The organism is Homoserinibacter sp. YIM 151385 (genome assembly GCF_027912415.1).
Taxonomy (GTDB): Bacteria; Actinomycetota; Actinomycetes; order Actinomycetales; family Microbacteriaceae; genus Schumannella.
This window is the reverse complement of sequence record NZ_CP115175.1, coordinates 2400995-2423704: the sequence shown is the minus strand read 5'-3', so window position 1 is coordinate 2423704 and position 22710 is coordinate 2400995. Positions and strand designations below refer to the sequence as shown.

At 74.2% G+C, this 22710-nt stretch carries 27 protein-coding genes; 8 read left to right on the top strand and 19 right to left on the bottom strand.

What is annotated here, in order from left to right:
- The first annotated feature begins 9 nt into the window (after positions 1–9).
- On the top strand, positions 10–411 hold the full coding sequence (locus OF852_RS11735) for a hypothetical protein (protein ID WP_271119343.1): 402 nt from the start codon (positions 10–12) through the stop codon (positions 409–411).
- 115 nt (positions 412–526) lie between these two features.
- Positions 527–1876 (top strand): DNA repair protein RadA, encoded by a 1350-nt coding sequence (gene radA / locus OF852_RS11730; protein WP_271119342.1) that lies wholly within the window; start codon positions 527–529, stop codon positions 1874–1876.
- Between the two features lie 18 nt (positions 1877–1894).
- On the opposite strand, the gene OF852_RS11725 is transcribed toward radA, so the two are convergent.
- Positions 1895–2443: a TetR/AcrR family transcriptional regulator gene (locus OF852_RS11725; protein ID WP_271119341.1), complete on the bottom strand. Its 549-nt coding sequence runs from the start codon at positions 2441–2443 to the stop codon at positions 1895–1897.
- 78 nt (positions 2444–2521) lie between these two features.
- Between OF852_RS11725 and OF852_RS11720 the strand changes: the two genes are divergently transcribed.
- Entirely contained in the window at positions 2522–3328 is an 807-nt protein-coding gene (locus tag OF852_RS11720) for an SGNH/GDSL hydrolase family protein (RefSeq protein WP_271119340.1), read from the top strand.
- On the opposite strand, the gene OF852_RS11715 is transcribed toward OF852_RS11720, so the two are convergent.
- From OF852_RS11715 to OF852_RS11705, 3 genes are all read right to left on the bottom strand, one after another.
- Positions 3325–3957, bottom strand: coding sequence for a hypothetical protein (locus tag OF852_RS11715; RefSeq protein WP_271119339.1), 633 nt, complete (start codon positions 3955–3957; stop codon positions 3325–3327). The genes OF852_RS11720 and OF852_RS11715 overlap by 4 nt on opposite strands.
- A gap of 75 nt (positions 3958–4032) precedes the next feature.
- Entirely contained in the window at positions 4033–4815 is a 783-nt protein-coding gene (locus OF852_RS11710) for an LLM class flavin-dependent oxidoreductase (RefSeq protein WP_271119338.1), read from the bottom strand.
- A complete protein-coding gene (locus OF852_RS11705) occupies positions 4815–5318 on the bottom strand; it encodes an amino-acid N-acetyltransferase (protein WP_271119337.1) in 504 nt (167 codons plus the stop codon). The genes OF852_RS11710 and OF852_RS11705 overlap by 1 nt, the downstream gene beginning before the upstream one ends.
- Before the next feature lie 117 nt (positions 5319–5435).
- On the opposite strand from OF852_RS11705, the gene OF852_RS11700 reads away from it, so the two are divergent.
- Complete coding sequence (locus OF852_RS11700; protein WP_271119336.1) at positions 5436–6353, top strand: phosphotransferase; 918 nt, start codon at positions 5436–5438, stop codon at positions 6351–6353.
- A 100-nt stretch (positions 6354–6453) separates the two neighbouring features.
- Positions 6454–7599 carry a serine hydrolase domain-containing protein gene (locus OF852_RS11695; protein ID WP_271119335.1) on the top strand — a complete coding sequence of 382 codons (1146 nt, stop codon included), beginning with the start codon at positions 6454–6456 and terminating at the stop codon, positions 7597–7599.
- 156 nt (positions 7600–7755) lie between these two features.
- Here the strand turns inward: OF852_RS11695 and OF852_RS11690 are convergent, their stop codons facing one another.
- The gene (locus OF852_RS11690; protein WP_271119334.1) at positions 7756–10236 is read right to left on the bottom strand and encodes an ATP-dependent Clp protease ATP-binding subunit; all 2481 of its coding nucleotides are present in this window, start codon (positions 10234–10236) and stop codon (positions 7756–7758) included.
- A 189-nt stretch (positions 10237–10425) separates the two neighbouring features.
- Here OF852_RS11690 and OF852_RS11685 point away from each other — a divergent pair, with 189 nt between their 5' ends.
- From OF852_RS11685 to OF852_RS11675, 3 genes are all read left to right on the top strand, one after another.
- On the top strand, positions 10426–11031 hold the full coding sequence (locus tag OF852_RS11685; protein WP_271119333.1) for a hypothetical protein: 606 nt from the start codon (positions 10426–10428) through the stop codon (positions 11029–11031).
- Entirely contained in the window at positions 11031–11261 is a 231-nt protein-coding gene (locus OF852_RS11680) for a helix-turn-helix domain-containing protein (protein WP_271119332.1), read from the top strand. The genes OF852_RS11685 and OF852_RS11680 overlap by 1 nt, the downstream gene beginning before the upstream one ends.
- 102 nt (positions 11262–11363) lie before the next feature.
- On the top strand, positions 11364–12353 hold the full coding sequence (locus tag OF852_RS11675) for a pirin family protein (protein WP_271119331.1): 990 nt from the start codon (positions 11364–11366) through the stop codon (positions 12351–12353).
- 17 nt (positions 12354–12370) lie between these two features.
- Here OF852_RS11675 and OF852_RS11670 read toward each other — a convergent pair whose 3' ends face one another.
- The 14 genes from OF852_RS11670 to folE form a co-directional block, all read right to left on the bottom strand.
- Positions 12371–12577, bottom strand: coding sequence for a hypothetical protein (locus tag OF852_RS11670; protein ID WP_271119330.1), 207 nt, complete (start codon positions 12575–12577; stop codon positions 12371–12373).
- A 125-nt stretch (positions 12578–12702) separates the two neighbouring features.
- Positions 12703–12858: a hypothetical protein gene (locus OF852_RS11665; RefSeq protein ID WP_271119329.1), complete on the bottom strand. Its 156-nt coding sequence runs from the start codon at positions 12856–12858 to the stop codon at positions 12703–12705.
- A gap of 9 nt (positions 12859–12867) precedes the next feature.
- On the bottom strand, positions 12868–14394 hold the full coding sequence (gene lysS, locus OF852_RS11660; protein WP_271119328.1) for a lysine--tRNA ligase: 1527 nt from the start codon (positions 14392–14394) through the stop codon (positions 12868–12870).
- Between the two features lie 21 nt (positions 14395–14415).
- Positions 14416–15273 (bottom strand): pantoate--beta-alanine ligase, encoded by an 858-nt coding sequence (panC, locus tag OF852_RS11655; protein WP_271119327.1) that lies wholly within the window; start codon positions 15271–15273, stop codon positions 14416–14418.
- Positions 15274–15410: 137 nt separating this feature from the next.
- On the bottom strand, positions 15411–16085 hold the full coding sequence (locus OF852_RS11650; RefSeq protein ID WP_271119326.1) for an SRPBCC domain-containing protein: 675 nt from the start codon (positions 16083–16085) through the stop codon (positions 15411–15413).
- Positions 16082–16540, bottom strand: a complete 459-nt coding sequence (locus OF852_RS11645) for an ArsR/SmtB family transcription factor (RefSeq protein WP_271119325.1) — start codon at positions 16538–16540, stop codon at positions 16082–16084. Before OF852_RS11645 ends, OF852_RS11650 begins: the two co-directional genes overlap by 4 nt.
- A 362-nt stretch (positions 16541–16902) precedes the next feature.
- Positions 16903–17619, bottom strand: a complete 717-nt coding sequence (locus OF852_RS11640) for a DUF2520 domain-containing protein (RefSeq protein ID WP_271119324.1) — start codon at positions 17617–17619, stop codon at positions 16903–16905.
- Complete coding sequence (locus OF852_RS11635; RefSeq protein WP_271119323.1) at positions 17616–19373, bottom strand: PH domain-containing protein; 1758 nt, start codon at positions 19371–19373, stop codon at positions 17616–17618. Before OF852_RS11635 ends, OF852_RS11640 begins: the two co-directional genes overlap by 4 nt.
- Positions 19370–19897, bottom strand: a complete 528-nt coding sequence (locus OF852_RS11630; RefSeq protein ID WP_271119322.1) for a PH domain-containing protein — start codon at positions 19895–19897, stop codon at positions 19370–19372. Before OF852_RS11630 ends, OF852_RS11635 begins: the two co-directional genes overlap by 4 nt.
- Before the next feature lie 45 nt (positions 19898–19942).
- Positions 19943–20428, bottom strand: a complete 486-nt coding sequence (locus tag OF852_RS11625; RefSeq protein WP_271119321.1) for a DUF3180 domain-containing protein — start codon at positions 20426–20428, stop codon at positions 19943–19945.
- Positions 20425–20916 (bottom strand): 2-amino-4-hydroxy-6-hydroxymethyldihydropteridine diphosphokinase, encoded by a 492-nt coding sequence (folK, locus tag OF852_RS11620; protein WP_271119320.1) that lies wholly within the window; start codon positions 20914–20916, stop codon positions 20425–20427. Before folK ends, OF852_RS11625 begins: the two co-directional genes overlap by 4 nt.
- A complete protein-coding gene (gene folB, locus OF852_RS11615; protein ID WP_271119319.1) occupies positions 20913–21281 on the bottom strand; it encodes a dihydroneopterin aldolase in 369 nt (122 codons plus the stop codon). Before folB ends, folK begins: the two co-directional genes overlap by 4 nt.
- A complete protein-coding gene (gene folP, locus OF852_RS11610) occupies positions 21278–22129 on the bottom strand; it encodes a dihydropteroate synthase (RefSeq protein ID WP_271119318.1) in 852 nt (283 codons plus the stop codon). Before folP ends, folB begins: the two co-directional genes overlap by 4 nt.
- Positions 22129–22707 (bottom strand): GTP cyclohydrolase I FolE, encoded by a 579-nt coding sequence (gene folE / locus OF852_RS11605; protein WP_271119317.1) that lies wholly within the window; start codon positions 22705–22707, stop codon positions 22129–22131. Before folE ends, folP begins: the two co-directional genes overlap by 1 nt.
- Positions 22708–22710: the final 3 nt, after the last annotated feature.

The following is a 22710-nucleotide window of genomic DNA, read 5'->3' as shown; positions in this document are numbered from 1 at the left end:
CCTGCTCTCATGACCACCACGACATCCCCGGCGGCCGAGGCCCCGGACGACACCACCACCGAGGCGCGAGCCGCGGCTCCGGCTCCCGCACCCGCCCCGCGCGCGAAGCGCACCTGGATCCTTCCCGTCACGGCCGGCGCGATCGCGCTCGTCGTCGGCCTCGCCGGCGGCGGGGTCGCGGGCTTCGCGATCGGGCAGGCGAGCTCCGGCCCGCCGTCGATGCAGCAGGGTCCGGGCGGTGGATCCGGGCCCGGCCAGGGCGAGGACGGCGGGCCCGGCTTCGGACCGGGCCAGGGCGGACGCCAGGGCGGGCCCGGCTCGCAGGGTGAGACGGACACGGATTCAGGATCGGGCGGCGGCTCCGGCGAATCCAGCAGCGAGAGCGGGACGGATTCCGGCAGCGGATCCTGATCTCGCGCCACCGCGACGCGGCGCGCCGCTCCTGCACAGCCCCGGGCACGGTCTCCCCCTCCACATCGGGCCGTGCCCGGCATCCCGTGTCGGCGCCCCCGCCTAGGCTGGCCGCATGGCCCGAACCACCACCGCGTACACCTGCACCGAGTGCGGGTGGAACGGCGCCAAGTGGTACGGCCAGTGCCCCGAGTGCCAGGCCTGGGGCACGATCGCCGAGCGCGGGGCGCCGACCGGGAAGGTCGCGGCGGCGCGCGTCCCGGAGTCCCGGGCGGCGCGGCCGATCACGCAGCTCGGGGGCGAGTCGCGCACGGTGCACCGCCCGACCGGCATCGTCGAGTTCGACCGCGTGCTCGGCGGCGGCATCGTCCCGGGCGCCGCGATCCTGCTCAGCGGCGAGCCCGGCGTCGGCAAGTCGACGCTGCTCCTCGAGGTCGCCTCCCGCATCGCGCAGAAGGGCGCGCGCGTCCTCTACGTCTCCGCCGAGGAGTCGACGAGCCAGGTGCGACTCCGCGCCGAGCGCACGGGCGCGCTGCAGGAGACGCTCTACCTCGCCTCCGAGACCGACCTCGCGACGATCCTCGGCCACATCGACGAGGTCGCCCCGCAGCTGCTCATCGTCGACTCGGTGCAGACCGTCGCCTCGGCGCTCAGCGACGGCTCCCCCGGCCAGCCCGCGCAGGTGCGCGAGGTCTCGGGCGCCCTCATCCGCATCGCGAAGGAGCGCGACCTCCCGCTCCTCCTCGTCGGGCACGTCACGAAGGACGGCTCGATCGCCGGCCCCCGGCTCCTCGAGCACCTGGTGGATGTCGTGTGCAGCTTCGAGGGCGACCGCCAGACCGCGCTCCGCTTCGTACGCGCGCTCAAGAACCGCTACGGCCCCACCGACGAGGTCGGCTGCTTCGAGATGACCGGCGACGGCATCGCCGAGGTCGCCGACCCCTCCGGGCTCTTCCTGTCGCGGGGCGCGACGCCCGTCTCCGGCACCTGCGTCGCGATCGCCCTCGAGGGGCGGCGGGCGCTGCCGGTCGAGGTGCAGGCGCTCATCGTCCAGACCCAGGCGCCGCAGCCGCGCCGCGTCGTCAACGGCGTCGAGGCCTCGCGGGTCGCCATGCTGCTCGCCGTGCTCGAGCGGCGCTGCGGCATCCAGCTCTCCGGCTCCGACGTCTACGTCTCCACTGTCGGCGGCATCCGCCTCACCGAGCCCGGCGCCGACCTCGCCATCGCCCTCGCGATCGCGAGCGCCGCGCGCGACAAGTCGCTGCCGCACACCCTCGCCGCCGTCGGCGAGATCAGCCTCGCCGGCGAGATCAGACCCGTCGCCGCCGCCAAGCAGCGTCACGCCGAAGGCCGGCGACTGGGCTACTCGACGATCCTCGACGCCGAGGACGGCCCGCTGCGCGAGGCCATCCGCCGGGGATTCGCCGAAGCGGCCGACGAGCCGCGCGACATCCCCGACTTCTGAGCGAGCGCACGACCCCGCTCAGCGCACCTCGGCCTGATCCACCAGCGCCTCCAGGTTCGCCCGCAGCAGCGCCGAATCTTCGGCCGAGGGCGGCGCCAGCCCGAACACCGCCGCCCGCCACCACCCGTCCACCGCGAAGCGCACCAGCGCCACGACGGCGGGATCGACGTCATCCTCATCGAGCAGCCGCTGCCAGTTCGCATAGCGCTCCCGCATCCCGCGGAGGAGACCCGGATCGACGGACACCGCCGCCAGCACGCCCACCGCCGCCGAGTCGCCGGAGCCGTCGCGGGCCGCCACCATGTCGAACGCGCCCGAGATGAGGGCGCGGCACCGCCCGCCCGCGCTCCGGTCCGCCGCACGGAGCGAGGCGTCGAAGCCGTCGAGCAGCTCCTCGACGAGCACCTCCAGCAGCTCGCGCTTCGAGCTCACGTGATAGCGCAGCCCGCTCACGCTCATGCCCGCCTCGAGCGCCACCGTCGGCAGCGTCAGCTGCTCCACGCCGTCGCGGACCAGCACCCGCCGAGCCGTCTCCAGGATCCGCTGCCGGGTCGCGTCGCGTTTCATCCAGGGATGCTATCCACGACCTCGCAGCCCGGCCGCGGTTATCCACAGGCTGTCGCCGGTTGCGGCTAGCGTGGGCGCATGCACCTCCCCCGACCGCTCGTTGCTGGCGTCGCCGGGGCGCTCGCGATCGTCGCCGCGGTCCTCGGCGTCCGCGCCTGGTGGGGCTGGCTCATGCGGCGCCGCGCCCACTGGTTCGAGCGGCTCAACGACTCGATCCCGATCAACTCCGACTGGTGGAAGGCCGAGCGGGCGAAGCCCGGCGAGCTCCTCTATGTCGCGATCGGCGACTCCGCCGCACAGGGGATCGGCGCCTCCCGCCCCGGCCACAGCTACGTCGGCCAGCTCGCCGCGCGACTCCGCCGCGAGACCGGCCGCACCGTCCGGGTCGTCAACCTCGGCGTCTCCGGGGCGACCGTCGGCCTCGCGCTCCGCGACCAGCTGCCCCGGCTCCCGAAGCTGCGCCCCGACCTCCTCACCGTGTCGATCGGCGCGAACGACGTGGCCCTCTGGGATGCCGGGCGCTTCGAGCGCGAGTACGCGCAGCTCGTCGAGGCGCTGCCGTCGCACGCGATCCTCGCCGACATCCCCAGCTTCTACATGCTCCCCGGGCAGAAGGCCGTCCGCGAGGGCAACCGCATCATCCGCCGGCTCGCCGCCGGGCGCGGCCTGCGCGTCGTCGACCTCCACGCGCTCACCGACCGCCAGGGCATCTGGGGCATGATCACGCAGTTCGCGGGCGACCTCTTCCACCCCAACGACCGCGGCTACCGCGTCTGGGCCGACGCCTTCGCGGCCGAGGCGCTCACCCGCTGCCGGCAGGTGCTCGATGAGCGCGAGCGCGCCGCCGGACCGGGTGGCGGCACGCCCGAGGCGGGCGGCGCCTAGTCGAGCAGGAACTGCCGCGTCTCGGCCGACTCCAGGTCGCCGAGCTTCACCGTGAGGTGGTAGCTCGCGCCGCCGCCGGTCACGCCATCCCGCTCGCCCTCGCAGGTGTCCTCGCTCGAGCGGGTGCGGTCCCAGCCGAACGGCGTCGTGCTGAGGGTCTTGCCCGCCGCGATGTCGACCGAGTCCTCGGTCGCGTCCGTCTGGCAGTCCTTCGAGCTCCAGATGCGGTCCTGGCCGCTCGTCACGATGTACTCCTGCGCGGCGGTGCCGACCTCGAGGGTGCAGGTGTCGGAGCCGGTGTTCGTGATCGACATCGAGATCTTCGGGTCCGTGTCGGCCGCATAGCTGCCGGAGTCGGTGATCGCCTCCAGCTCGATGTCGCCCGGATCGCAGGCGCCCGCGGAGGCGGGCGTCTCGTCCTCGCCCTCCACCTCGCCCGAGGGGGCGGTGAAGGAGGCGGACGGGGTGGGTTCGGGCGTAGGCGCCGCGGCCGGCTCGCCGGAGCCGGGGCGGACGATGATGAGCACGATCACGACGACGACCGCGAGCACGCCGAGCCCGACGAGCAGGCGTCGGCGCCAGTACACGGAGGGCGGCTGGGCCCCGACCGGATTGCGCAGCGACGACATGCGGTCAGGGTAGGCCGGTGGCGTGCCGCCGGGGCCCCGGCACGCGGGGATGCCGCGGACTCGCAGGCTGGGCGCTCAGCCGCGCGAGTCGTCCCGGCCGGGCGCCGCCGCATCCACGAGCGCGCGCAGCTCGGCCGCGCGCGAGCCCGGCGTGATCGCCCGCAGCACGAGCTCGTCGACGGCGTCGGCGAAGGCGTCGAGCCGTGCTCGGCCGTCCGCCGCCGCGAGATCGACCGTCGTGTCGAGCGGCGCGATCCCCTCCCGCGCGAAGTGCGCGGCGTAGGCGGGGAAGCCGGCGTATCGCCCGGCCTCCGCCTCGAGCGCGCCGCGGGCCGCGGCATCCGCGACGGTGCGCGCGTAGAGCACGGTGCGCGCCGACGACGCCCGAGCGGCCGCGGCCGCGGCGTCCGGCGTGAACCAGTTGAGCAGCACGCCCTCGGCGCGCTCGGCGGCGAGCTCGCGCATCCGCGGGCCGAGCGCCCCGATGACGACGCGGAGTCCGGCATCCCGCAGCTCGTCGGCCGCCTCCCCGACGGCGCGCAGCGCACCCTGCCGGAGGCCGCCCGAGCCGATGCCGACGACGAGGCGCTCGCGCGGCAGGCCGAGCCGGGCGACCGCGCGCACGATCTCGGCAGCCGGCCGGCGGTCGATCGGGATGACACCGGTCGCGAGCTCGAGCGAGCCGGTCGCGGAGGCGGCCGCCGCGAGCGAGGCGAGCGCGTCCCCGTCGGGGGTGTCGTTGACCCAGATGGCGCGGAGCCCCGCCGACTCGGCGTGCGGCGCCAGCTCGCGGACGACCCCGTGGTCGAGCGCCCCCGCGACGCCGAGCGAGACGGCGCCCGTGCGATCCGCGCCCATCAGAGCCGCTTCAGCATCCGCGAGTTGCCGAGGGTGTTCGGCTTCACGCGGGCGAGGTCGAGGAACTCCGCGACGCCCTCGTCGGGCGAGCGCACCAGCTCGGCGTAGACATCCGGCGAGACGACGCCCTCGCCGATCACCTCGAAGCCGTTGCGCTCGAAGAAGGCGGTCTCGAAGGTCAGGCAGAACAGGCGGGTGAGTCCGAGCTCGCGGGCGTCGGCCTCGAGGGTGCCGAGGAGGGCGTGCCCGACGCCGCGGCCGAGCCACCCCTCGGAGACGGCGAGCGTGCGGACCTCGCCGAGGTCCTCCCACATGACGTGGAGCGCGCCGCAGCCGACGACCTCCCCCTCCGCGCTCTCGGCGATCCGGAACTCCTGCACGGCCTCGTAGAACACGACGCGATCCTTGCCGAGCAGCACGCGCGAGGCGACGAGCGGCTCGATGAGCTTCTCGATCAGCGGCACGTCGGCGGTGCGCGCCCGGCGCACGGTGAACCCGGTCATCGCTCCAGGCTAGCCCCGCGCCCTCGCGAGCCGCCGAGGCGCTCGCTAGCCTGACCGGGTGCGGGACGCGATCGGGAGGCCGGGGATGCGGCGGCGAGCGGGCGGGCGGGCCGGCTGATGCCGACGCCCACGGCCGAGGTCCCGGTGACCGTCGAGCTCATCGAGCGGCTCGTCGCCTCGCAGCACCCCGACCTCCTCGGCGAGGTCCGGATCGCGGCGAGCGGCTGGGACAACGTCGTCGCGCGCCTCGGCGAGGCCCACGCGGTGCGGCTGCCGCGTCGGGCGCTCGCGGCACCGCTCGTCGAGCACGAGGCGCGCTGGCTGCCGGAGATCGCCGAGCACCTGCCGGTGCGCGTCCCGGCGGCCGTCCGCCTCGGCTCGCCCGAGGGCGAGTACCCGTGGACCTGGCTCATCGTGCCGTGGATCGAGGGCACCGCGGTCGTGGATCTCCCGCTCGCCCGGCGAGGACGCGTCGCCGCGGAGCTCGGCGCTGCGCACGCGGCGCTGCACCGGCCGGCACCGGCCGACGCGCCCGCGAACCCGGTCCGGGGCGTGCCCCTCGCGTCGCGCGTCGAGGTCGCCGAGCAGCGGCTGACCTCCGGCATCCTGCCGCGCGCGACCGAGCTGCGTCGCGTGTGGGAGGCGGCGCTCGACGCACCTGAGCACGCCGGCTCCCCCCGCTGGCTTCACGGCGATGCGCACCCCGGCAACCTCCTCGCGGAGTCGGGTCCGCATCCCGATCCCGCCCTGGCGGCGCTCATCGACTTCGGCGACCTCACGGCCGGCGACCCGGCCTCCGACCTCGCGGTCGGGTGGCTCGCCTTCGACGCCGCGGGCCGTGCAGCGTACCGCGCGGCCTACGAGGCATCCGCGGAGGCCGACGAGGCCACGTGGATGCGGGCGCGCGGCTGGGCGGCGCTGCTCGCGGGCGCGTTCCTCGGCGCCGACGACGACCCGCGGATGTCGGGCATCGGGCGCCACGCCGTCCGCGAGCTGCTGGACGCGGACGACGCCGCGGGCACGCCCGGCACCTGAGCGCGGCCCCGCCCCCACCTGAGCATCTGCCACCTCTCCCGACACGCGTCGGGGTCGCTCGATAGCGTCGAAGCGCCCGGCCCCCGCCCGAGAGGACCCCATGCGCGCCCGCACCCTCACCGCCCTGCCCCTGCTCGCCGCGACCTCCCTGCTCGCCGGCTGCGGCATCCTGCCCGCGCCCGAGCGCGCCGACAGCGAGTCCGAGCTGCAGGATGCGGCGCAGTCGGCCGTGGAGGCGCTCGTCGGGGCCGGCGCACCCGCCGCCGTCGCGCACGTGCGCGGCGAGGTCGGCGAGGTCTCGGCGGCGGCCGGCACGCGCGGCACCTCGGAGGGGCCCGGCGGCGAGCCCGCACAGCCCGATGACGCCGTGCGGATCGCGAGCGTCACCAAGCCGATGGTCGCGACGGTCGTCCTGCAGCTCGCCGAGGAGGGCCGGCTCGGGCTCGACGACGAGGTCGAGGCGCACCTGCCCGGCGTGCTCGCGAACGCCCCCGGCCCGGTGACGGTGCGGCAGCTGCTGAACCACACGAGCGGGCTCCCCGACTACATCGAGCCGCTGCTCCCGGACGCCGAGGCGATCACCGCCTCCGTGGGCCGCGAGTACAGGGAGGAGGAGCTGCTCGCCGCGGCCGCGACGGTGCCGTGGGAGTCGGAGCCGGGCAGCGCCTTCGTCTACTCCAACACGGGCTACACGGTGCTCGGCATGCTCGTCGAGACGGTGACGGGCTCCCCGATCGAGGCGGAGGTCGAGACCCGCATCCTCGAGCCGCTCGGCATGGACGCGACCGTGTGGCCGGAGGACGAGACGATGCCCGAGGCCTCGCTGCGCGGGTACCTCGAGACGGACGACGGCCCCGTCGACGTCACCGCGATCTCCCCGACTCTTTGGTCGGCGGGCGCGGGGCTCGTCTCGACCGTCGGCGACGTCGACCGCTTCTTCTCCGGCCTCGCGGGCGGCGAGCTCGTGACGCAGGAGTCGATGGAGGCCATGAGCGACACCGGCGCGAACGGCTACGGCCTCGGGATCCTCCAGGGGCGAGATGCCTGCGGCTTCCCGCCGGGGACCGTGCTCGGGCAGCGCGGCAACGGCTTCGGCTACCGCACGGCGAGCTTCGGCAGCCCCGATGGCGAGCGCCACGTCACACTGAGCTGGACCTCGACCCGGGAGACCGTGGACGGGGATGCGGTGTTCGAGGCCTCGCTCGCAGAGCTGCAGCGCCTGCTCGGCGCGACCTGCCCGGCGTAGGGCGCGCGGCCGAGCCGGTATCCGCATCCCGCCGCGCCGGCTCCGCATCCCGCCCGGGGACACCCGGCCTGCGCCGCGGACGCCCCCATACACGTGTCCGGGGGCCGAGAGACATGTCTCTCGGCCCCCGGACGGCGGCGATGCTGCGCGGCGCGATCAGCCCTCGATCGCGGCCGTGACCTCCTCCAGCTCGCGCCCGGGCTGGCGGCCCGTCGTGAACTGGAACTCGGTGCCGTCGAAGTCGACGTGCACGTGGTCGCCCGCGACGAGGCGGCCGTGCAGGATCTCCTCCGAGAGCCGGTCCTCGACCTCGTGCTGCACCGCGCGGCGCAGCGGTCGGGCGCCGAGCGACGGCTCCCAGCCGATGTCGATGAGGCGCTCGCGGGCGGGTGCCGTGATCTCGATCGTCATGTCGCGGTCGAGCAGGCGCTCCGACAGCCGCTTGATGAAGAGATCCACGATCTGGAGGAGCTCCTCCTTCGACAGCTGCGGGAAGACGATCGTCTCGTCGACGCGGTTGAGGAACTCGGGCTTGAAGTGCTTCTTGAGCTCCTCGACGACCTTCGCCCGCATGGCGCGGTACGAGTTCTCGACGTTGCCCTCGAGCGTGAAGCCGACGGGGCCGCCCGTGATGTCCTTCGTGCCGAGGTTCGTCGTCATGATGATGACCGTGTTCTTGAAGTCCACGACGCGACCCTGGCCGTCGGTGAGACGACCCTCCTCGAGGATCTGCAGGAGCGAGTTGAAGATGTCCGGGTGGGCCTTCTCGATCTCGTCGAAGAGCACCACGCTGAACGGCTTCCGGCGCACCTTCTCGGTGAGCTGGCCGCCCTCCTCGAAGCCGACGAATCCGGGAGGGGCGCCGAAGAGGCGCGACACGGTGTGCTTCTCGCCGTACTCCGACATGTCGAGCGAGATGAGCGCGCCCTCGTCGTCGAAGAGGAACTCGGCGAGCGCCTTCGCGAGCTCCGTCTTGCCGACGCCGGTGGGGCCGGCGAAGATGAACGAGCCCGAGGGGCGCTTCGGGTCCTTGAGGCCCGCACGCGTGCGGCGGATCGTCTTCGCGAGGACCGAGATCGCCTCCTCCTGGCCGATGACGCGCTCGTGCAGCGCCTTCTCCATGAAGATGAGGCGGCTCGACTCCTCCTCGGTGAGCTTGAACACGGGGATGCCGGTCGCGTTCGCGAGGACCTCCGCGATCACGCCCTCGTCGACGGTGCCGGAGGCGGCGACGTCGCCCGCGCGCCACTGCTTCTCGAGGCGGAGGCGCTCGCCGAGGAGCTTCTTCTCCTCGTCGCGCAGGCTCGCCGCCTTCTCGAAGTCCTGGTCCTCGATCGCGGTCTCCTTCGCGGTGCGCGTCTGCGCGATCCGCTCGTCGAACTCGCGGAGCTCCGGCGGGGCGGAGAGGATCGAGAGGCGCAGGCGGGCGCCGGCCTCGTCGATCAGGTCGATCGCCTTGTCGGGCAGGAAGCGGTCCTGCACGTAGCGGTCGGCGAGGTTCGCCGCCGCGACGAGCGCGCCGTCCGTGATCGACACCTTGTGGAAGGCCTCGTACTTGTCGCGGAGGCCCTTGAGGATGTTGATCGCGTGCGGGAGCGAGGGCTCCTGCACCTGCACCGGCTGGAAGCGGCGCTCGAGCGCGGCGTCCTTCTCGAAGTGCTTGCGGTACTCGTCGAGCGTCGTGGCGCCGATCGTCTGGAGCTCGCCGCGCGCGAGCAGCGGCTTGAGGATGGAGGCCGCATCGATCGCGCCCTCGGCGGCGCCCGCGCCGACCAGCGTGTGGATCTCGTCGATGAAGGTGATGATGTCGCCGCGGGTGCGGATCTCCTTCGTCACCTTCTTGAGGCGCTCCTCGAAGTCGCCGCGGTAGCGGGATCCGGCGATGAGCGAGCCGAGGTCGAGCGTGTAGAGCTGCTTGTCCTTGAGCGTCTCGGGCACGTCCCCGCGCACGATCGCCTGGGCGAGGCCCTCGACGACGGCGGTCTTGCCGACGCCGGGCTCGCCGATGAGGACGGGGTTGTTCTTCGACCGACGGGAGAGGATCTGCATGACCCGCTCCATCTCCTTCTCGCGCCCGATGACGGGGTCGAGCTTGCCGTCGCGCGCCGCCTGGGTGAGGTTGCGCCCGAACTGGTCGAGGATCTGGGAGCCCTTGTCGGGGGCCTGGTCGTTGCCGCCGACCGCGACCTGCTCCTTGCCCTGGTAGCCGGAGAGCAGCTGGATGACCTGCTGGCGCACGCGGTTGAGGTCGGCGCCGAGCTTGACGAGCACCTGGGCGGCGACGCCCTCGCCCTCGCGGATGAGGCCGAGGAGGATGTGCTCGGTGCCGATGTAGCTGTGGCCGAGCTGGAGCGCCTCGCGGAGGCTCAGCTCGAGCACCTTCTTGGCCCGCGGGGTGAAGGGGATGTGGCCGGTCGGCTGCTGCTGACCCTGGCCGATGATGTCCTGCACCTGCTCGCGCACGGCATCCAGCGAGATCCCGAGCGACTCGAGGGCCTTGGCGGCGACGCCCTCGCCCTCGTGGATGAGCCCCAGCAGGATGTGCTCCGTGCCGATGTAGTTGTGGTTGAGCATCTTCGCCTCTTCCTGGGCGAGGACGACGACCCGACGGGCTCGGTCGGTGAATCTCTCGAACATGTCCACTCCTCACGATGCGGGTGCATGGGTGCCGCTTCGATACGTCGAGGGTAACGAGGGGCGGGGCGCGGGGATGCCCCTGTTCGCCGTGGGCGTGAAGCGCCCGGTCGGCGGGCGGTGCGCGGCGGATCGGGCCTTGCTGTCTTTATCGATATTCGTTATGTTATCGACATTCGATAAGGAGGAACCATGCAGGACACCCTCGCTCTGGACCGCGCCGACCGGCTCGTGCTCCGCATCCTCGCCGTCCTCGCCGCCGTCACCGGCGCCTTCGCGGCGGGATTCGGCGTCGCCCACTCGGTCGCGCTCCTCGACGGCAGCGCCCGCGTCGAGCTGCTCGCGGAGGGCGACCTCCCCGGTGCGGACGACCGGGCGGATGCCGCCGTCGAGACCGCGAGCGTCTCCGCCGCCGCCCTCGCCGACGGAGACCGCGCGCTCCTCGTGACCGGCACCCTCATCGAGGTCGCGGCCGGCGCCGTCATCACCTTCGCGGTCCTCGTGCTGCTCGTGCGACTGGCCGGCGGCCAGCCGTTCCACCGCTCCCTCTTCCGCTCGGGCGTCGCGGCGGGCTTCGCGATGCTCGTCGGCGGGATGCTCGGCACCGGCATCCGCGGACTCGGCCAGATGAGCGCGGCGCAGGCGCTCAACGGCGGGGTCGCCGGCGGCGCCGGACCCTTCCAGGTCGCGTTCGCCTTCGAGCCGGGGCCCTGGTGGCTCGCCTTCGTCGTCCTGGCCCTCGCGATGGTGTTCCGCATCGGCGCGCGCCTCCAGCGCGAGACCGAGGGCCTCGTCTGATGGCGCCCGCGGAGGAGGCGGAGGAGGGTCGCATCCACTGCCGGCTCGACGAGCTGCTCGAGTCCCGGGGGATGACGCTGACCCGGCTGAGCGAGCTGGTGGGGGTGTCGATCGTGAACCTCTCGGTGCTCAAGAACGACCGGGCGCGCGCGATCCGCTTCTCCACGCTGACCGCGATCTGCGAGGCGCTGGCGTGCACGCCGGGCGAGCTGCTCGTGCTCGCCGACTAGGCCGGCCCGGTCGCGCTCTCAGGGCGCGGGTCCCATGACGCCGGGATCGGCGTCGTCCCTGACCGCTCAGCCCGAGCGCCGGAGCGCGAGTACGCTCGCGGCGTGAGCAACCTCGAGACCCAGCCCGAGGAGCGGGTCTGCGCGGGCGAGGGCGACGGCGCGACCGGCGCGCGCTCCCCGCTCGAGATCCTCGAGCCGCGCGACGTCCCGCTCGGGGGGCCGCGCGCCATGCAGGTCCGCCGCACCCTCCCGCAACGCCGCCGCAGCCTCATCGGCGCCTGGTGCTTCGTCGACCACTACGGGCCCGAGCCGATCGCCGGCACCCGCACCATGGACGTCCCGCCGCATCCGCACACCGGCCTCCAGACGGTGAGCTGGCTCTTCGAGGGCGAGATCGAGCACCGCGACGCGACCGGCGCGCACGCCCTCGTGCGGCCGGGCGAGCTCGACCTCATGACGGCGGGCCGCGGCATCCAGCACTCCGAGTACTCGACGACCGCGACGGGCACGCTGCACGGCGCGCAGCTCTGGATCGCGCTGCCGGAGGGCGCGCGCGGGATGCCGCCCGCCTTCGAGCAGGTCGTCTCGCGTCGCGCCGAGCTCGGGGATGCCGTGCTCCGCGTCTTCGTCGGCTCGCTCGCGGGGGCGGTCTCGCCCGCCGTCGTCCACACGCCGCTCGTCGCCGCTCAGCTCGATCTGCCGGCGGGCGGCTCGGTCACGCTGCCGGTCGACGAGACCTTCGAGCACGGACTCCTCGTGGATGCGGGTGCGCCCCGGCTGGAGGGCGTCGAGGTGGCGGCGGATCACCTCGCCTACGCCGCCCCGGGCCGCACCTCGCTGCGCATCGAGGCGGGCGCGGAGCCGGTGCGGGCGATCCTCATCGGCGGCGAGCCGCTCGGCGAGCGCATCGTCATGTGGTGGAACTTCGTGGGCCGCAGCCACGAGGAGATCGTCGCGTTCCGGCGGGAGTGGCAGGCCTCCATCGCAGGCGGGGACGCCGACGGCGCCGGCCGCTTCGGCGCGATCGAGGATCCGACGCCGCCGCTCCCGGCGCCCGAGCTGCCGAACGTGCGGCTCGCGCCGCGCGGCTGAGACGCGGCGCCTCGAGCTCAGGAGGCCTGGTCGACGGGGGATGCCGGGGCCGGCTTCGCGGGCATCCCCGCCGCCGCCCGCTCCTCCGCCTCGATCTCCGCGTACACGCGGCGCTCGGTGCGATCCGCACGCACGATCGACCGGATCACGAACCAGAAGATGAGCCCCACGATGATGGTGGGGGTCACGGAGAAGAGCGCGTTGCCCCAGAAGTCCTCTGGCATGCGACCAGGGTAACCCGCCGCGCCTCAGACCACGCCGAGCGCGTTGAGGCCCCAGACCACCGCGATCACGACGATGATGCCGACGAGCCCGACGAGCATCACCAGCCGGGAGCTGCGCCGATCCATCAGCCGCCCTTCGCGATGACGCCGACGAGCCCCGTGATGAAGAAGTAGAGGCCGGCGCCGCCCACCAGCACCCACACGATGATGCGGTTCATGGAGGGCTTGCGCGGGTCCTTCGGATCCTTGGGGTCGCCGCCGGGGAGTTCGGGGAAGCTCATCGCGATCGCCTACTTCACCAGCGGGAACAGGATCGTCTCGCGGATGCCGAGGCCCGTGATCGCCATGAGCAGGCGGTCGATGCCCATGCCCATGCCGCCCATCGGCGGCATCCCGTGCTCCATGGCGCGGAGGAACTCCTCATCGAGGCGCATCGCCTCGACATCCCCGCGGGCCCCGAGCTTCGCCTGCTCGACGAAGCGCTCGCGCTGGATGACGGGATCGACGAGCTCCGAGTAGCCGGTCGCGAGCTCGAAGCCGCGCACGTACAGATCCCACTTCTCGACGACGCCCGGGCGGCTGCGGTGGTCGCGCACGAGCGGGCTCGTGTCGACAGGGAAGTCCATGACGAAGGTGGGGCGCTCGAGGCCGCCCTTCACGAAGTGCTCCCACAGCTCCTCGACGTACTTGCCGTGCGTCGCGAGCTTCACCTCGACCCCGTTCGCCTCGGCGAGCGCCGCGAGCTCGCCGATCGGCGTCTCAGGTGTGATCTCACGCCCGGCGGCCTCCGAGAGCGAGCCGTACATGTCGATGCGGTCCCAGTCGCCGCCGAGATCGAACTCGGTGCCGTCGGCCCAGGTCACGACGTGCGAGCCCGAGACCGCGGCGGCCGCGTTCTGGATGAGCTCCTGCGTGAGGTCGGCGATCGAGGTGTAGTCGCCGTAGGCCTCGTAGGCCTCGAGCATCGCGAACTCGGGGCTGTGGGTCGAGTCGGCGCCCTCGTTGCGGAAGTTGCGGTTGATCTCGAAGATCCGGTCGATGCCGCCGACGACGGCGCGCTTGAGGAACAGCTCGGGCGCGATGCGGAGGTAGAGCTCCGTGTCGAAGGCGTTCGACTCGGTGACGAAGGGGCGGGCGGAGGCGCCGCCGTGCATCGTCTGGAGCATCGGGGTCTCGACCTCGAGGAAGCCGGCGCCGGCGAAGGTCGCGCGGAGGCTCGCGTTCGCGGCCGCCCGCGCCCGCACCACGTGGCGCGCCGTCTCGCGGGTGATGAGGTCGAGGTAGCGCTGGCGCACCCGGGTCTCGTCGCCGAGCTCCGAGTGCAGGTTCGGCAGCGGCATGAGCGCCTTCGAGGCGATCGCCCACTCGCGCACCATGACGCTGAGCTCGCCGCGGCGGCTCGAGATGACCTCGCCCGAGACGAAGACGTGGTCGCCGAGGTCGACGAGCTCCTTCCAGCGCTGGAGCGAGGCCTCGCCCACCTCCGCGAGGGAGACCATGACCTGGATGCGCGTCCCGTCACCGGACTGGAGCGCCGCGAAGCAGAGCTTGCCGGTGTTGCGCGAGTGCACCACCCGCCCGGCGATGCCGACCGTCTCGCCCGTCGCCGCATCCGGCTCCAGATCGGGGAAGCGCTCGCGCACCGCCGGGATCGTGTCGGTGACCGGGAGCGAGACCGGGTAGGCCTCGCCGCCCTCCGCGATGAGGCGCGCGCGCTTCTCGAGGCGGACCGCCTTCTGCTCGGCGATCTCCTCCGCGCTCGCCTCGGCGACGGGCTCGGGGGATGCGGAGGCGGCGGGCGCGGCGGGCTCGGTCATGGCTCTCGTGGGCTGCTCTCGTCAGTTCAGGTAGATGGCGTCGTTGTCGATGAGTCTCGCGGGGCCGACGCGCGCGGCGATGAGCACGCGCGCCGTCCCGCGGAAGTCGTCGCCCACGGGCAGGAAGGTCGCCGGGTCGACCACTTCAAAGTAGTCCACCTCGACATGCTCCTCCCCCATGAGCACCGACTGCGCGGCCGCGATGACGGCGTCGATGCCGCGGTCGGCGGCCGAGTCCGCCGCCTCGAGCGCGCGGCTGAGGGCGAGGGCGGCTCGGCGCTCGGACTCGTCGAGGTAGCGGTTGCGGCTCGAGAGCGCGAGGCCGTCCGCCGCGCGCACGGTCTCCACGACCTCCACGTGCGCCTCGAGGTCCAGGTCGCGGACCATGCGCTCGACGAGGAACACCTGCTGCGCATCCTTCTGGCCGAACAGGAGGTGCGCGGGACGCGCGATGTGGATGAGCTTCGCGACGACGGTGAGCATGCCGTCGAAGTGGCCGGGGCGGGTGCGGCCCTCAAGGCGGCCGCCGAGCTCGCCCGCGCGGAGCGTCGTCTGCGGCGGGCCGTCCGGGTACATCTCGTCGACGGCCGGCGCGAAGACCGCGGCCACGCCGAGGGGCGCGAGGAGGGCGAGGTCGGCCTCGAGGTCGCGCGGGTAGCGGTCGAGGTCCTCGCTCGGCCCGAACTGCAGCGGGTTCACGAAGATGGAGACGACGACCTCGTCCGCGAGCTCCGCGGCACGGCGGACGAGCGCGAGGTGGCCCTCGTGGAGCGCGCCCATCGTCGGGACGAGCGCGACCGCCCGTGCCGGGAAGCGCTCGCGCAGGGCCGCGATCGTCGTGATGACGGGCGGCGCGGACGCGGGGGTGCCGTCGCTCACGGTGGTGCCTCTCCGGCCGCCGCGGGGTGCCGCGCGGCCTCCCCGATGCTACCCGGCCTGTGCCATGCGGGTTTCTCCGCGTTCGCCGCGCGGATCCTCGCGGCGATTGCGGAGAATCTCGCTTCGCGGGGCCGCGCCTACTCGGCGGCGTCCGGGTCGGGGCGGCCCGTGTAGAAGGCCGTCGTCCGCCCGCCGGCCGCGACCGCATCCTCGGCCGGCGTCCCGGCCTCCATCGAGGCGCGTGCCCAGGCGGCGCTCGAGACCTCGATGATGCGGATGCCGTCCTCCGAGACCGCGAAGGCCTCGTCGTCCTCGACCGCGTGCTCGGCCTCCGGGTTCGACAGGTGGAGCGCGAGGCCGAGGAAGGAGAGATCCCAGCCGACGCCGACCGCGCCCGGTCCGAAGGAGGTCCAGAACTCGGCCGGCACCTCGGCGCTGTGCCGCAGCTCCAGCGTCGTCGCCGCGCCGCCCGCGGCGGGCTCGAGGCGCAGCTGCAGCTCGCTCGGCGGAACGTCCTGGCCGGGCGACTCCCAGGTCATGAGGATGCGGTTCGGGCGCTCGCAGGCGAGGATCTCGCCGCTCGCGTTGCCCTGCACCTGGTACCGCCCGCCGACGCGGAGATCGCCCTCGATCGGCGCGAACCAGCGGGGGATCCGCGCCGGGGTCGTGAGCGCATCCCAGACGTGCTCGGCGGTCTCCGCGTACTCGCGCCGCAGGACGACGATCGCGGGGCGCCCCTCGGCGGGCAGCTGCTCGAGGCGGCGCTCGAGGCCCTCGGGGTCGTAGTTCTCGGGGGTGACGGGGTCGGTCATGCGCTTCGCTCCTCGTGGTGGGGGTCGTGGGTGTGCTCGCGGTCGGGGGCGGCGGATGCGGGGGCCGCGCCGATTGGCACGCCGGTTGGCACGCCGGTTGGCACGCCGGTTGCCGCGCCGCGCCGCCGCTCGCGACGGCCGCGCGCGAGCTCGGTCTCGAGCGCGTCGGCGGCCTGCAGCCAGGTCGCGGTCGGGGCGAGCAGGGCGTCGACCCAGTCCCGCATCCCGCGCACGGCGACGGGCGAGAGCGCGTAGAGGCGGCGACGGCCCTCCGTGCGCACCTCGGCCAGCCCGGCCTCGCGGAGCGCCCGAAGGTGCTGGGATGCGGCGGGCTGCGAGATCCCGAAGCCCTCGGCCGCGAGCTCGCTCAGCTCGCCCGCCGAGGCCTCCCCGAGCGCGAGCCGCTCGAGCAGGCGCCTCCGCACGGGGTCGGCGATCGCGGCGAATGCATCCATGCCGAAACCATAAGCCCCTACTTATGCATCCGCAACCCCGTGCGCCCCGCCCCCCTGCCGCCCCTCCCCCTTCCGAAATGCAGGATCGGCGGGTGTTCGCCCCCGAGGATGCGGCCGGGCGCGGAGCCGGACGCGGTATCCATCCTGCATTTCGGAAGGGTGAGCCCCGCCGCCGGGGTGCGGCGGACTCGTCGGCGGACCGTAGCACCCGCCGCCCCTCCCCTTCCGAAATGCAGGATCAGCGCGCCCCGAGCCGCACGAGCACCGCGCGGCTCCGCGAGCGATCCGCCGCCCATCCTGCATTTCGGAAGGAGGGCGGGGAGGGGGGAGGGCGGGGAGAGAGAGGGCGCGGGGACGGGGCGTCAGTCGAGGGGCGCGGCGAGCTCGGGGCCGACGTCGCCCAGTGCGCGCTCGACCGCGGAGCGGACGACGCCGCCGAGCAGACGGCCGGGCGCCTCGACGCCGATCGCGCGGAGGCGGTCGGCAGCCTGCGTCACGATCGCGCTCGAGAACTCGGAGGCGGCGAGCACCGCGTCCGCGTAGTCGGCACGATCGCCCTCCGCGACGACGATCGGCTCGGCCCCCATCTCCATGACGAGCGCCTGCGCGATCGGGAGCACCGGCGCCGGCGCCGTGACCGCGCACCAACTCGAGCGCAGCCGCTGCAGGTCGATGCTCGAGCCCGTGAAGGCCATGGCGGGGTGCACGGCGAGCGGGATCGCGCCCGCGCGGAACGCGGGTTCGAGGACCGCGGTGCCGTGAGCGGGAGCGGTGTGGAGCACCAGCTGGCCCGGCTGCCAGGCGCCCGTCGCGGCGAGGCCCTCGACGAGACCGGGCAGCTCCGCATCCGGGACCGCGAGGATCACGAGCTCGCTGCGCTCGACGACCGCCGCGACCTCGAGCACGGGCACGCCCGGCAGCATCGCCTCGGCACGGTCGCGGCTCGCCTGCGAGACGGCGGAGATCCCGACGACCGTGTGGCCGGCGCCGCCGAGCGCCGCCCCGAGCACGGGGCCGACGCGGCCGGCCCCCACGACGCCGACGCCGAGCCGCCCCGAGCGCTGCGCGGCGGTCGTCACCGGGGTGCGTCCGGTCGTGCGCCGTCCGGCGCGCCCTCCACCGTGCCCTCCGGGAGGGGATCCGACGCCGCCCCCGGCGTGTCGGCCGCCGCCCCCGGCGCGTCGCCGGAGAACCCTCCCGACGAGGGGAAGGCGGAGGCGGCGGAGGGGGACGCGGCGGCGCCCCAACGGTGGGAGCGGTCCGCCGACGCGCCCGCGAGCGCGGTCGCCGAGGCCTCCGCGAAGAAGCGCTCCGCATCCCGCACGTCGAGGGCGCCGAGGCTGGCCGTGATCGGCCCGTTGACGGTGTGCGCGCGCACCGCGGCGAGACGCAGGCGGCGCAGCAGCGGCCCCTGGCGGACGGCGATGCTCTGGATGCGCGGCGTCGGCACGATGACGAGCTCGCGCCAGATCGCGCCGCGGCGCAGCAGCACGACGGCCGGGTGGATCGCGAAGCCGTTGCGGCGGCGCGAGAACCAGCGGAGGATTCGGGCGCGCGGCGGCGACACCGTGAACATCTCGTCGCCCCCCTTGCCGAAGGCGGGCTCGGCGATCGCGCGGAGCTCCTCGGCGCCGAGATCCGGCAGCAGCAGGCCGAGCACGCGGAGCACGTCCTCGCGCGTCCCGACGGGGAGCACGGTCGTGTTCGCGTACTGCGACTGCCCGTCGGAGGAGACGGTCGACTGGGAGGCGCGGTTGACCCGGATCGTCCACCAGTCGGCGGGCCGCCAGAGCAGCTCCTGCGAGACGGAGATCGAGTGGAGGCGGCCCGGCGGCAGCGTCTCGTTGCGCACCGAGATGAGGCCGTAGCCGATGCGCACCCCGTCGGGCGTGCCCGCGATCGAGTAGCGCAGCGACTTCGTGATCTGCGAGAAGGCGTAGGAGACGAGGCCGATCGCCATCGGCACGGCCGCGAAGATCGGCCAGGGGATGTCGGCGACGACCGTGCCGATGACGGCGCCCGTCAGCGCGAGGGCGAAGAACAGCGTCGGGACGCTGAGGAGGATCGAGCCGACGAGCCGGCCGGGATGCATCCGCACGACCGACTCGACGGGAGCGAGCGCGGGGTCGAGCTCGGGCGCGATGAACTCGTTGAGGCGCGTCTCGACGATGCCGGGGCCGGCCGCCGCATCCCCCGCCCGCGCCTCGCCGCGCGCGACCGCCGCCCGCTCGCGCGAGCCCGAGGCGAGCCGCAGGATGTCGGCGCGCAGCTGGTCGGCGACGCCGCCCTTGAGGTACTGGAGCGCGACGTTCGCGTCCTGCCCGGCCACCTCGATCTCCAGCTTCGCGGCGCCGAAGATGCGCGGCAGGAGGGTGCGGACGACGTTGATGCCCTGGATGCGGTCGAGCCGCCCGCGCCGGTGGGTGCGGAAGACGACCCCCGAGCGCACCTCGACGAGCTCCTCGGTGATCCGGTACGAGTGCATCCGCCAGGAGAGCCAGAAGCCGACCATGACGACGAGGAGGATCCCGACGACCACGAGGAGCGCGATCGGGAGCAGCCCCTCCTCGAGGATGTAGTCGATCGGGTCGCCCTCGTAGCCCTGCTCCGGCAGGAAGAGCTCGATGAGCCGCTCGCGGAGGTTCGCGATGAGGATGCCGAGGATCGCGAAGAAGGCGATGCCGCCGCGCAGCAGCGGGGTCGCGGGGTGCAGGCGGTGCCATTCGCCGTCGGCGAGGCCGGAGGCGGTCGCGCCGACGCGGACGGCCTCCCGCTCCACGGCCTCCGGCGCCACGGGGCCCGAGGACTCCGGCGCGCCCGCCGGGTCGGTCACAGTCCCGCCCGCCGCGTCTCGGCGAGGTCGACGAGGCGGTCGCGCAGCCCCTCGGCGTCGGCCTCGGGGAGGCCGGGGATGGTGATGTTCGTCGCGGCGGCGGCCGTCACGAGCTTGAGCTCGCTGAGCCCGACGGCGCGCGCGAGCGGCCCCCGGTTGATGTCGACGAGCTGCATGCGCCCGTAGGGCACGGCGACGAAGCGCTGGAAGAGGATGCCGGTGCGGAAGAGCAGGTCGTCCTCGCGGAGGCGGTAGCCGATGGCGCGCACCCGGCGCGGCGTGAAGACCGCGACGAGGAGGAAGATGAGGCCGAGCCCGGCGGGGATGGCGGCGAGCCCGACGACGCCGGAGAGGATCCACGGGATCGCGGAGGCGGCCGTCACGATGGCGCCCCACACGATCGTCGTGACGAGGTCGACGACCAGGTACTTCGGCGAGACGCGGATCCACGCGCCGGGGTCCGGCTCGAGGCGGGCGCCGGCCGCCGTCTCGGTCACGGACTGGGTCTGCGGCTCGTCGGTCACGGCTCCTCGTTCGCCTCGGCTTGTGGGGTCCTGCTGGGCGTCTCGCTAGGTGGCGGCCGCGCCGGGCCCGCCCGGCTCGTCGTCGTCCGGCGGGACCGTGCACAGGTGCTCGGCCACGAGGCCCGCGACGAGGAGGAGCAGGGCCCCCACCGCCGCCGCCGCGGCCATCACCGTCGACCCTACCCCGGCGAGCACGGAGCGCGTCAGGAGCCAGGCGAGGATGCCGACGGCGGCGCCGGTGAGCAGCGCGCCGCCCAGCGCGGAGGCCTTCGCGAGCACGACGACGCGGGTCGCGTAGAAGGGGTCGACGCGTCGGCGGCGCCGCTCGTCCGGCTCGCCGCGGGTCGAGCGCCAGACCGGCACGGCGGCGGCGACGACGAGCCCGCCGATGAGGACGAGCGCGATCGGCAGGGTGACGGGCGGCTCGAAGCGCAGGCGCCCGCCCGCGACGAGGAGCGTCTCGAGGAGGAAGCCGACGGCGACGCCGATCGCGCCGAGCGACACGAGGGCGAGGGGGCGGGTGCGCTTCACGGGCGGCTCCCGGCCGACAGCCCGGCGAGCAGCTCGGCGACCGGCCCGTGCCCGGCGAGCACGGCATCCGGCCGCACCGCGGCCCACGGGCCGAGCACGAAATCCCGCTCGGCGGCGCGCGGATGCGGGAGGGTGAGGCGCTCGGTGTCGAGCTCGACGCCCTCGAGCTGCACGAGGTCGAGGTCGAGCGTGCGGTCGCCCCACCGCTCGGCGCGCACCCGGCCGTGTGCGGTCTCGACGGCGGCGAGCACGTCGAGCAGCTCGAGCGGCGCGAGGGCGGTCGCCGCGATCGCGACGGCGTTGAGGTAGGCGGGCTTGCCGGGGTCGACGCCCCGGGGGGTCAGCGCGGCCGTCTCGGCGAGCGGCGAGACGTCGAGGATGCGGAGGCCGTCCGCCCGGTCGAGCTCGGCGAGCGCCGCCCGGATGGTCGCCTCCCGGTCGCCGAGGTTCGCGCCCAGCGCGATCACGGCCTCCCGCTCCCCCGTCACGCGCGGCTCCGCGTGATCGTCACCGCGACGTCCTCGAAGGGCACCGCGATGGGCGCCTGCGGCTTGTGGACCGTCACGACGACGCGCTGCACGGCCTCGTGCGCGAGCGCGACGCCGGCGACCCGCTCGGCGACGGTCTCGATGAGGTCGACCGGGTCGCGCTCGACCGCGGCGACGACCTCCTCGGCGAGCACGCCGTAGTGCACGGTCGCGGCGAGCTCGTCGCCCGCGGCGGCCGGCGCGAGCGGCAGGTGCACCGCCACGTCGATCACGAAGTCCTGCCCGTCGCGCCGCTCGTGCTCGAAGACCCCGTGGTGGGCCCTGGCGCGCAGCCCGGTGAGGCGGATCTCGTCGAGCTCCCTCACGCGCCGCCCTCCTCGGGCCGGATGCCGAGTCGGCCCCGCTCCCACGCCGTCCAGACGTCCAGCGCGGTGCGCGTCGCGCGGACGTCGTGCACCCGGACCGCCCACGCGCCCGCCTGCGCGGCGAGCGCGCTCACGACCGCGGTCGGCGCATCCCGCTCGCGCATCGCGGCGCCCTCCGGCAGCAGCGCGCCGAGGAAGCGCTTCCGCGAGGCGCCGACGAGGACGCCGTGGCCGAGCCCGACGAGCTCCGGCAGGCGGCCGAGGAGCGCCCAGTTGTGCTCGGCGTCCTTCGCGAAGCCGAGGCCCGGGTCGATGATGATCTGCTCGGGCCGGAGGCCGGCGACGACGAGCTCGGCGATCCGCTCCCGCAGCTCCTCGCGGACCTCGCGCACCACATCCCCGTAGCTCGCCTCGAGGCCGGCGGCGCCGCGCCAGTGCATCGCCACGAAGTGCACGCCCGAGTCGGCGACGACCTCCGCCATGCCGGGGTCGGCGAGGCCGCCCGAGACGTCGTTGACGATGAGCGCGCCCGCCGCGACCGCCTCCGCCGCCGTGCCCGCGTTGACGGTGTCGATCGAGACGGGGATGCGGCGGTCGGCCAGCTCCCGGACCACCGGCAGCACGCGCCGCCGCTCGTCCTCCGGGTCGATGCGCTCGGCACCCGGGCGGGTCGACTCGCCGCCGATGTCGATGATGTCGGCGCCCTGCTCCATGAGCTCGGTCGCGTGCGCGAGCGCGCGGCCGACGTCCTCGTAGCTGCCGCCGTCGCTGAAGGAGTCCGGCGTGACGTTGAGGATGCCCATGATCCGCGGCGCCCAGGCGTCCGAGCCCCCGCCCGCAGCCTCCATCACGTGCTCCTCCCGATGAGGGCCATCGTCTCAGCTCGCTCGACGGGATGCGAGAGGGTGCCGCGGGAGGCGAGGGTCACGGTCGAGGAGGCCGACTGGCGCACGCCGCGGGAGGTCACGCAGCCGTGGCGCGCGTCGAGCACGACGAGCACGCCGAGCGGGTCGAGGCCCTCCTGCAGCGCGTCCGCGATCTCCTCCGTGAGCCGCTCCTGGAGCTGCGGCCGCGAGCTCAGCGTCTCGACGACGCGGGGCAGCTTCCCGAGGCCGACGATCCGATGACGCGGCACGTAGGCGAGGTGCGCCGTCCCCGTGAACGGGAGGAGGTGGTGCTCGCACACGGAGCGGAACCCGATGTCGCGCAGCAGCACCAGCTCGCCCAGCTCGCCGACGCCCGCATCCAGCTCGGTCGCATCCCGCAGGTGGTCGAGCGGGTCCTCGTCGAGTCCCGCGAAGTACTCGCCGTAGGCCTGCGCGATGCGCCGCGGGGTCGACGCGAGCCCCGCGCGCGCCGGCTCCTCGCCGATCGCGAGCAGGAGCTCGGTCACGGCCGCCTCGATGCGCCCCGGGTCGATCGCCATCGC

Bases quoted from the DNA above. Each gene is read 5' to 3' on its own strand.
- OF852_RS11735 (WP_271119343.1), top strand. From the start codon at position 10: ATGACCACCACGACATCCCCGGCGGCCGAGGCCCCGGACGACACCACC.
- radA (WP_271119342.1), top strand. From the start codon at position 527: ATGGCCCGAACCACCACCGCGTACACCTGCACCGAGTGCGGGTGGAAC.
- OF852_RS11725 (WP_271119341.1), bottom strand. From the start codon at position 2,443: ATGAAACGCGACGCGACCCGGCAGCGGATCCTGGAGACGGCTCGGCGG.
- OF852_RS11720 (WP_271119340.1), top strand. From the start codon at position 2,522: ATGCACCTCCCCCGACCGCTCGTTGCTGGCGTCGCCGGGGCGCTCGCG.
- OF852_RS11715 (WP_271119339.1), bottom strand. From the start codon at position 3,957: ATGTCGTCGCTGCGCAATCCGGTCGGGGCCCAGCCGCCCTCCGTGTAC.
- OF852_RS11710 (WP_271119338.1), bottom strand. From the start codon at position 4,815: ATGGGCGCGGATCGCACGGGCGCCGTCTCGCTCGGCGTCGCGGGGGCG.
- OF852_RS11705 (WP_271119337.1), bottom strand. From the start codon at position 5,318: ATGACCGGGTTCACCGTGCGCCGGGCGCGCACCGCCGACGTGCCGCTG.
- OF852_RS11700 (WP_271119336.1), top strand. From the start codon at position 5,436: ATGCCGACGCCCACGGCCGAGGTCCCGGTGACCGTCGAGCTCATCGAG.
- OF852_RS11695 (WP_271119335.1), top strand. From the start codon at position 6,454: ATGCGCGCCCGCACCCTCACCGCCCTGCCCCTGCTCGCCGCGACCTCC.
- OF852_RS11690 (WP_271119334.1), bottom strand. From the start codon at position 10,236: ATGTTCGAGAGATTCACCGACCGAGCCCGTCGGGTCGTCGTCCTCGCC.
- OF852_RS11685 (WP_271119333.1), top strand. From the start codon at position 10,426: ATGCAGGACACCCTCGCTCTGGACCGCGCCGACCGGCTCGTGCTCCGC.
- OF852_RS11680 (WP_271119332.1), top strand. From the start codon at position 11,031: ATGGCGCCCGCGGAGGAGGCGGAGGAGGGTCGCATCCACTGCCGGCTC.
- OF852_RS11670 (WP_271119330.1), bottom strand. From the start codon at position 12,577: ATGCCAGAGGACTTCTGGGGCAACGCGCTCTTCTCCGTGACCCCCACC.
- OF852_RS11665 (WP_271119329.1), bottom strand. From the start codon at position 12,858: ATGAGCTTCCCCGAACTCCCCGGCGGCGACCCCAAGGATCCGAAGGAC.
- lysS (WP_271119328.1), bottom strand. From the start codon at position 14,394: ATGACCGAGCCCGCCGCGCCCGCCGCCTCCGCATCCCCCGAGCCCGTC.
- OF852_RS11650 (WP_271119326.1), bottom strand. From the start codon at position 16,085: ATGACCGACCCCGTCACCCCCGAGAACTACGACCCCGAGGGCCTCGAG.
- OF852_RS11645 (WP_271119325.1), bottom strand. From the start codon at position 16,540: ATGGATGCATTCGCCGCGATCGCCGACCCCGTGCGGAGGCGCCTGCTC.
- folP (WP_271119318.1), bottom strand. From the start codon at position 22,129: ATGGAGGCTGCGGGCGGGGGCTCGGACGCCTGGGCGCCGCGGATCATG.
- folE (WP_271119317.1), bottom strand. From the start codon at position 22,707: ATGGCGATCGACCCGGGGCGCATCGAGGCGGCCGTGACCGAGCTCCTG.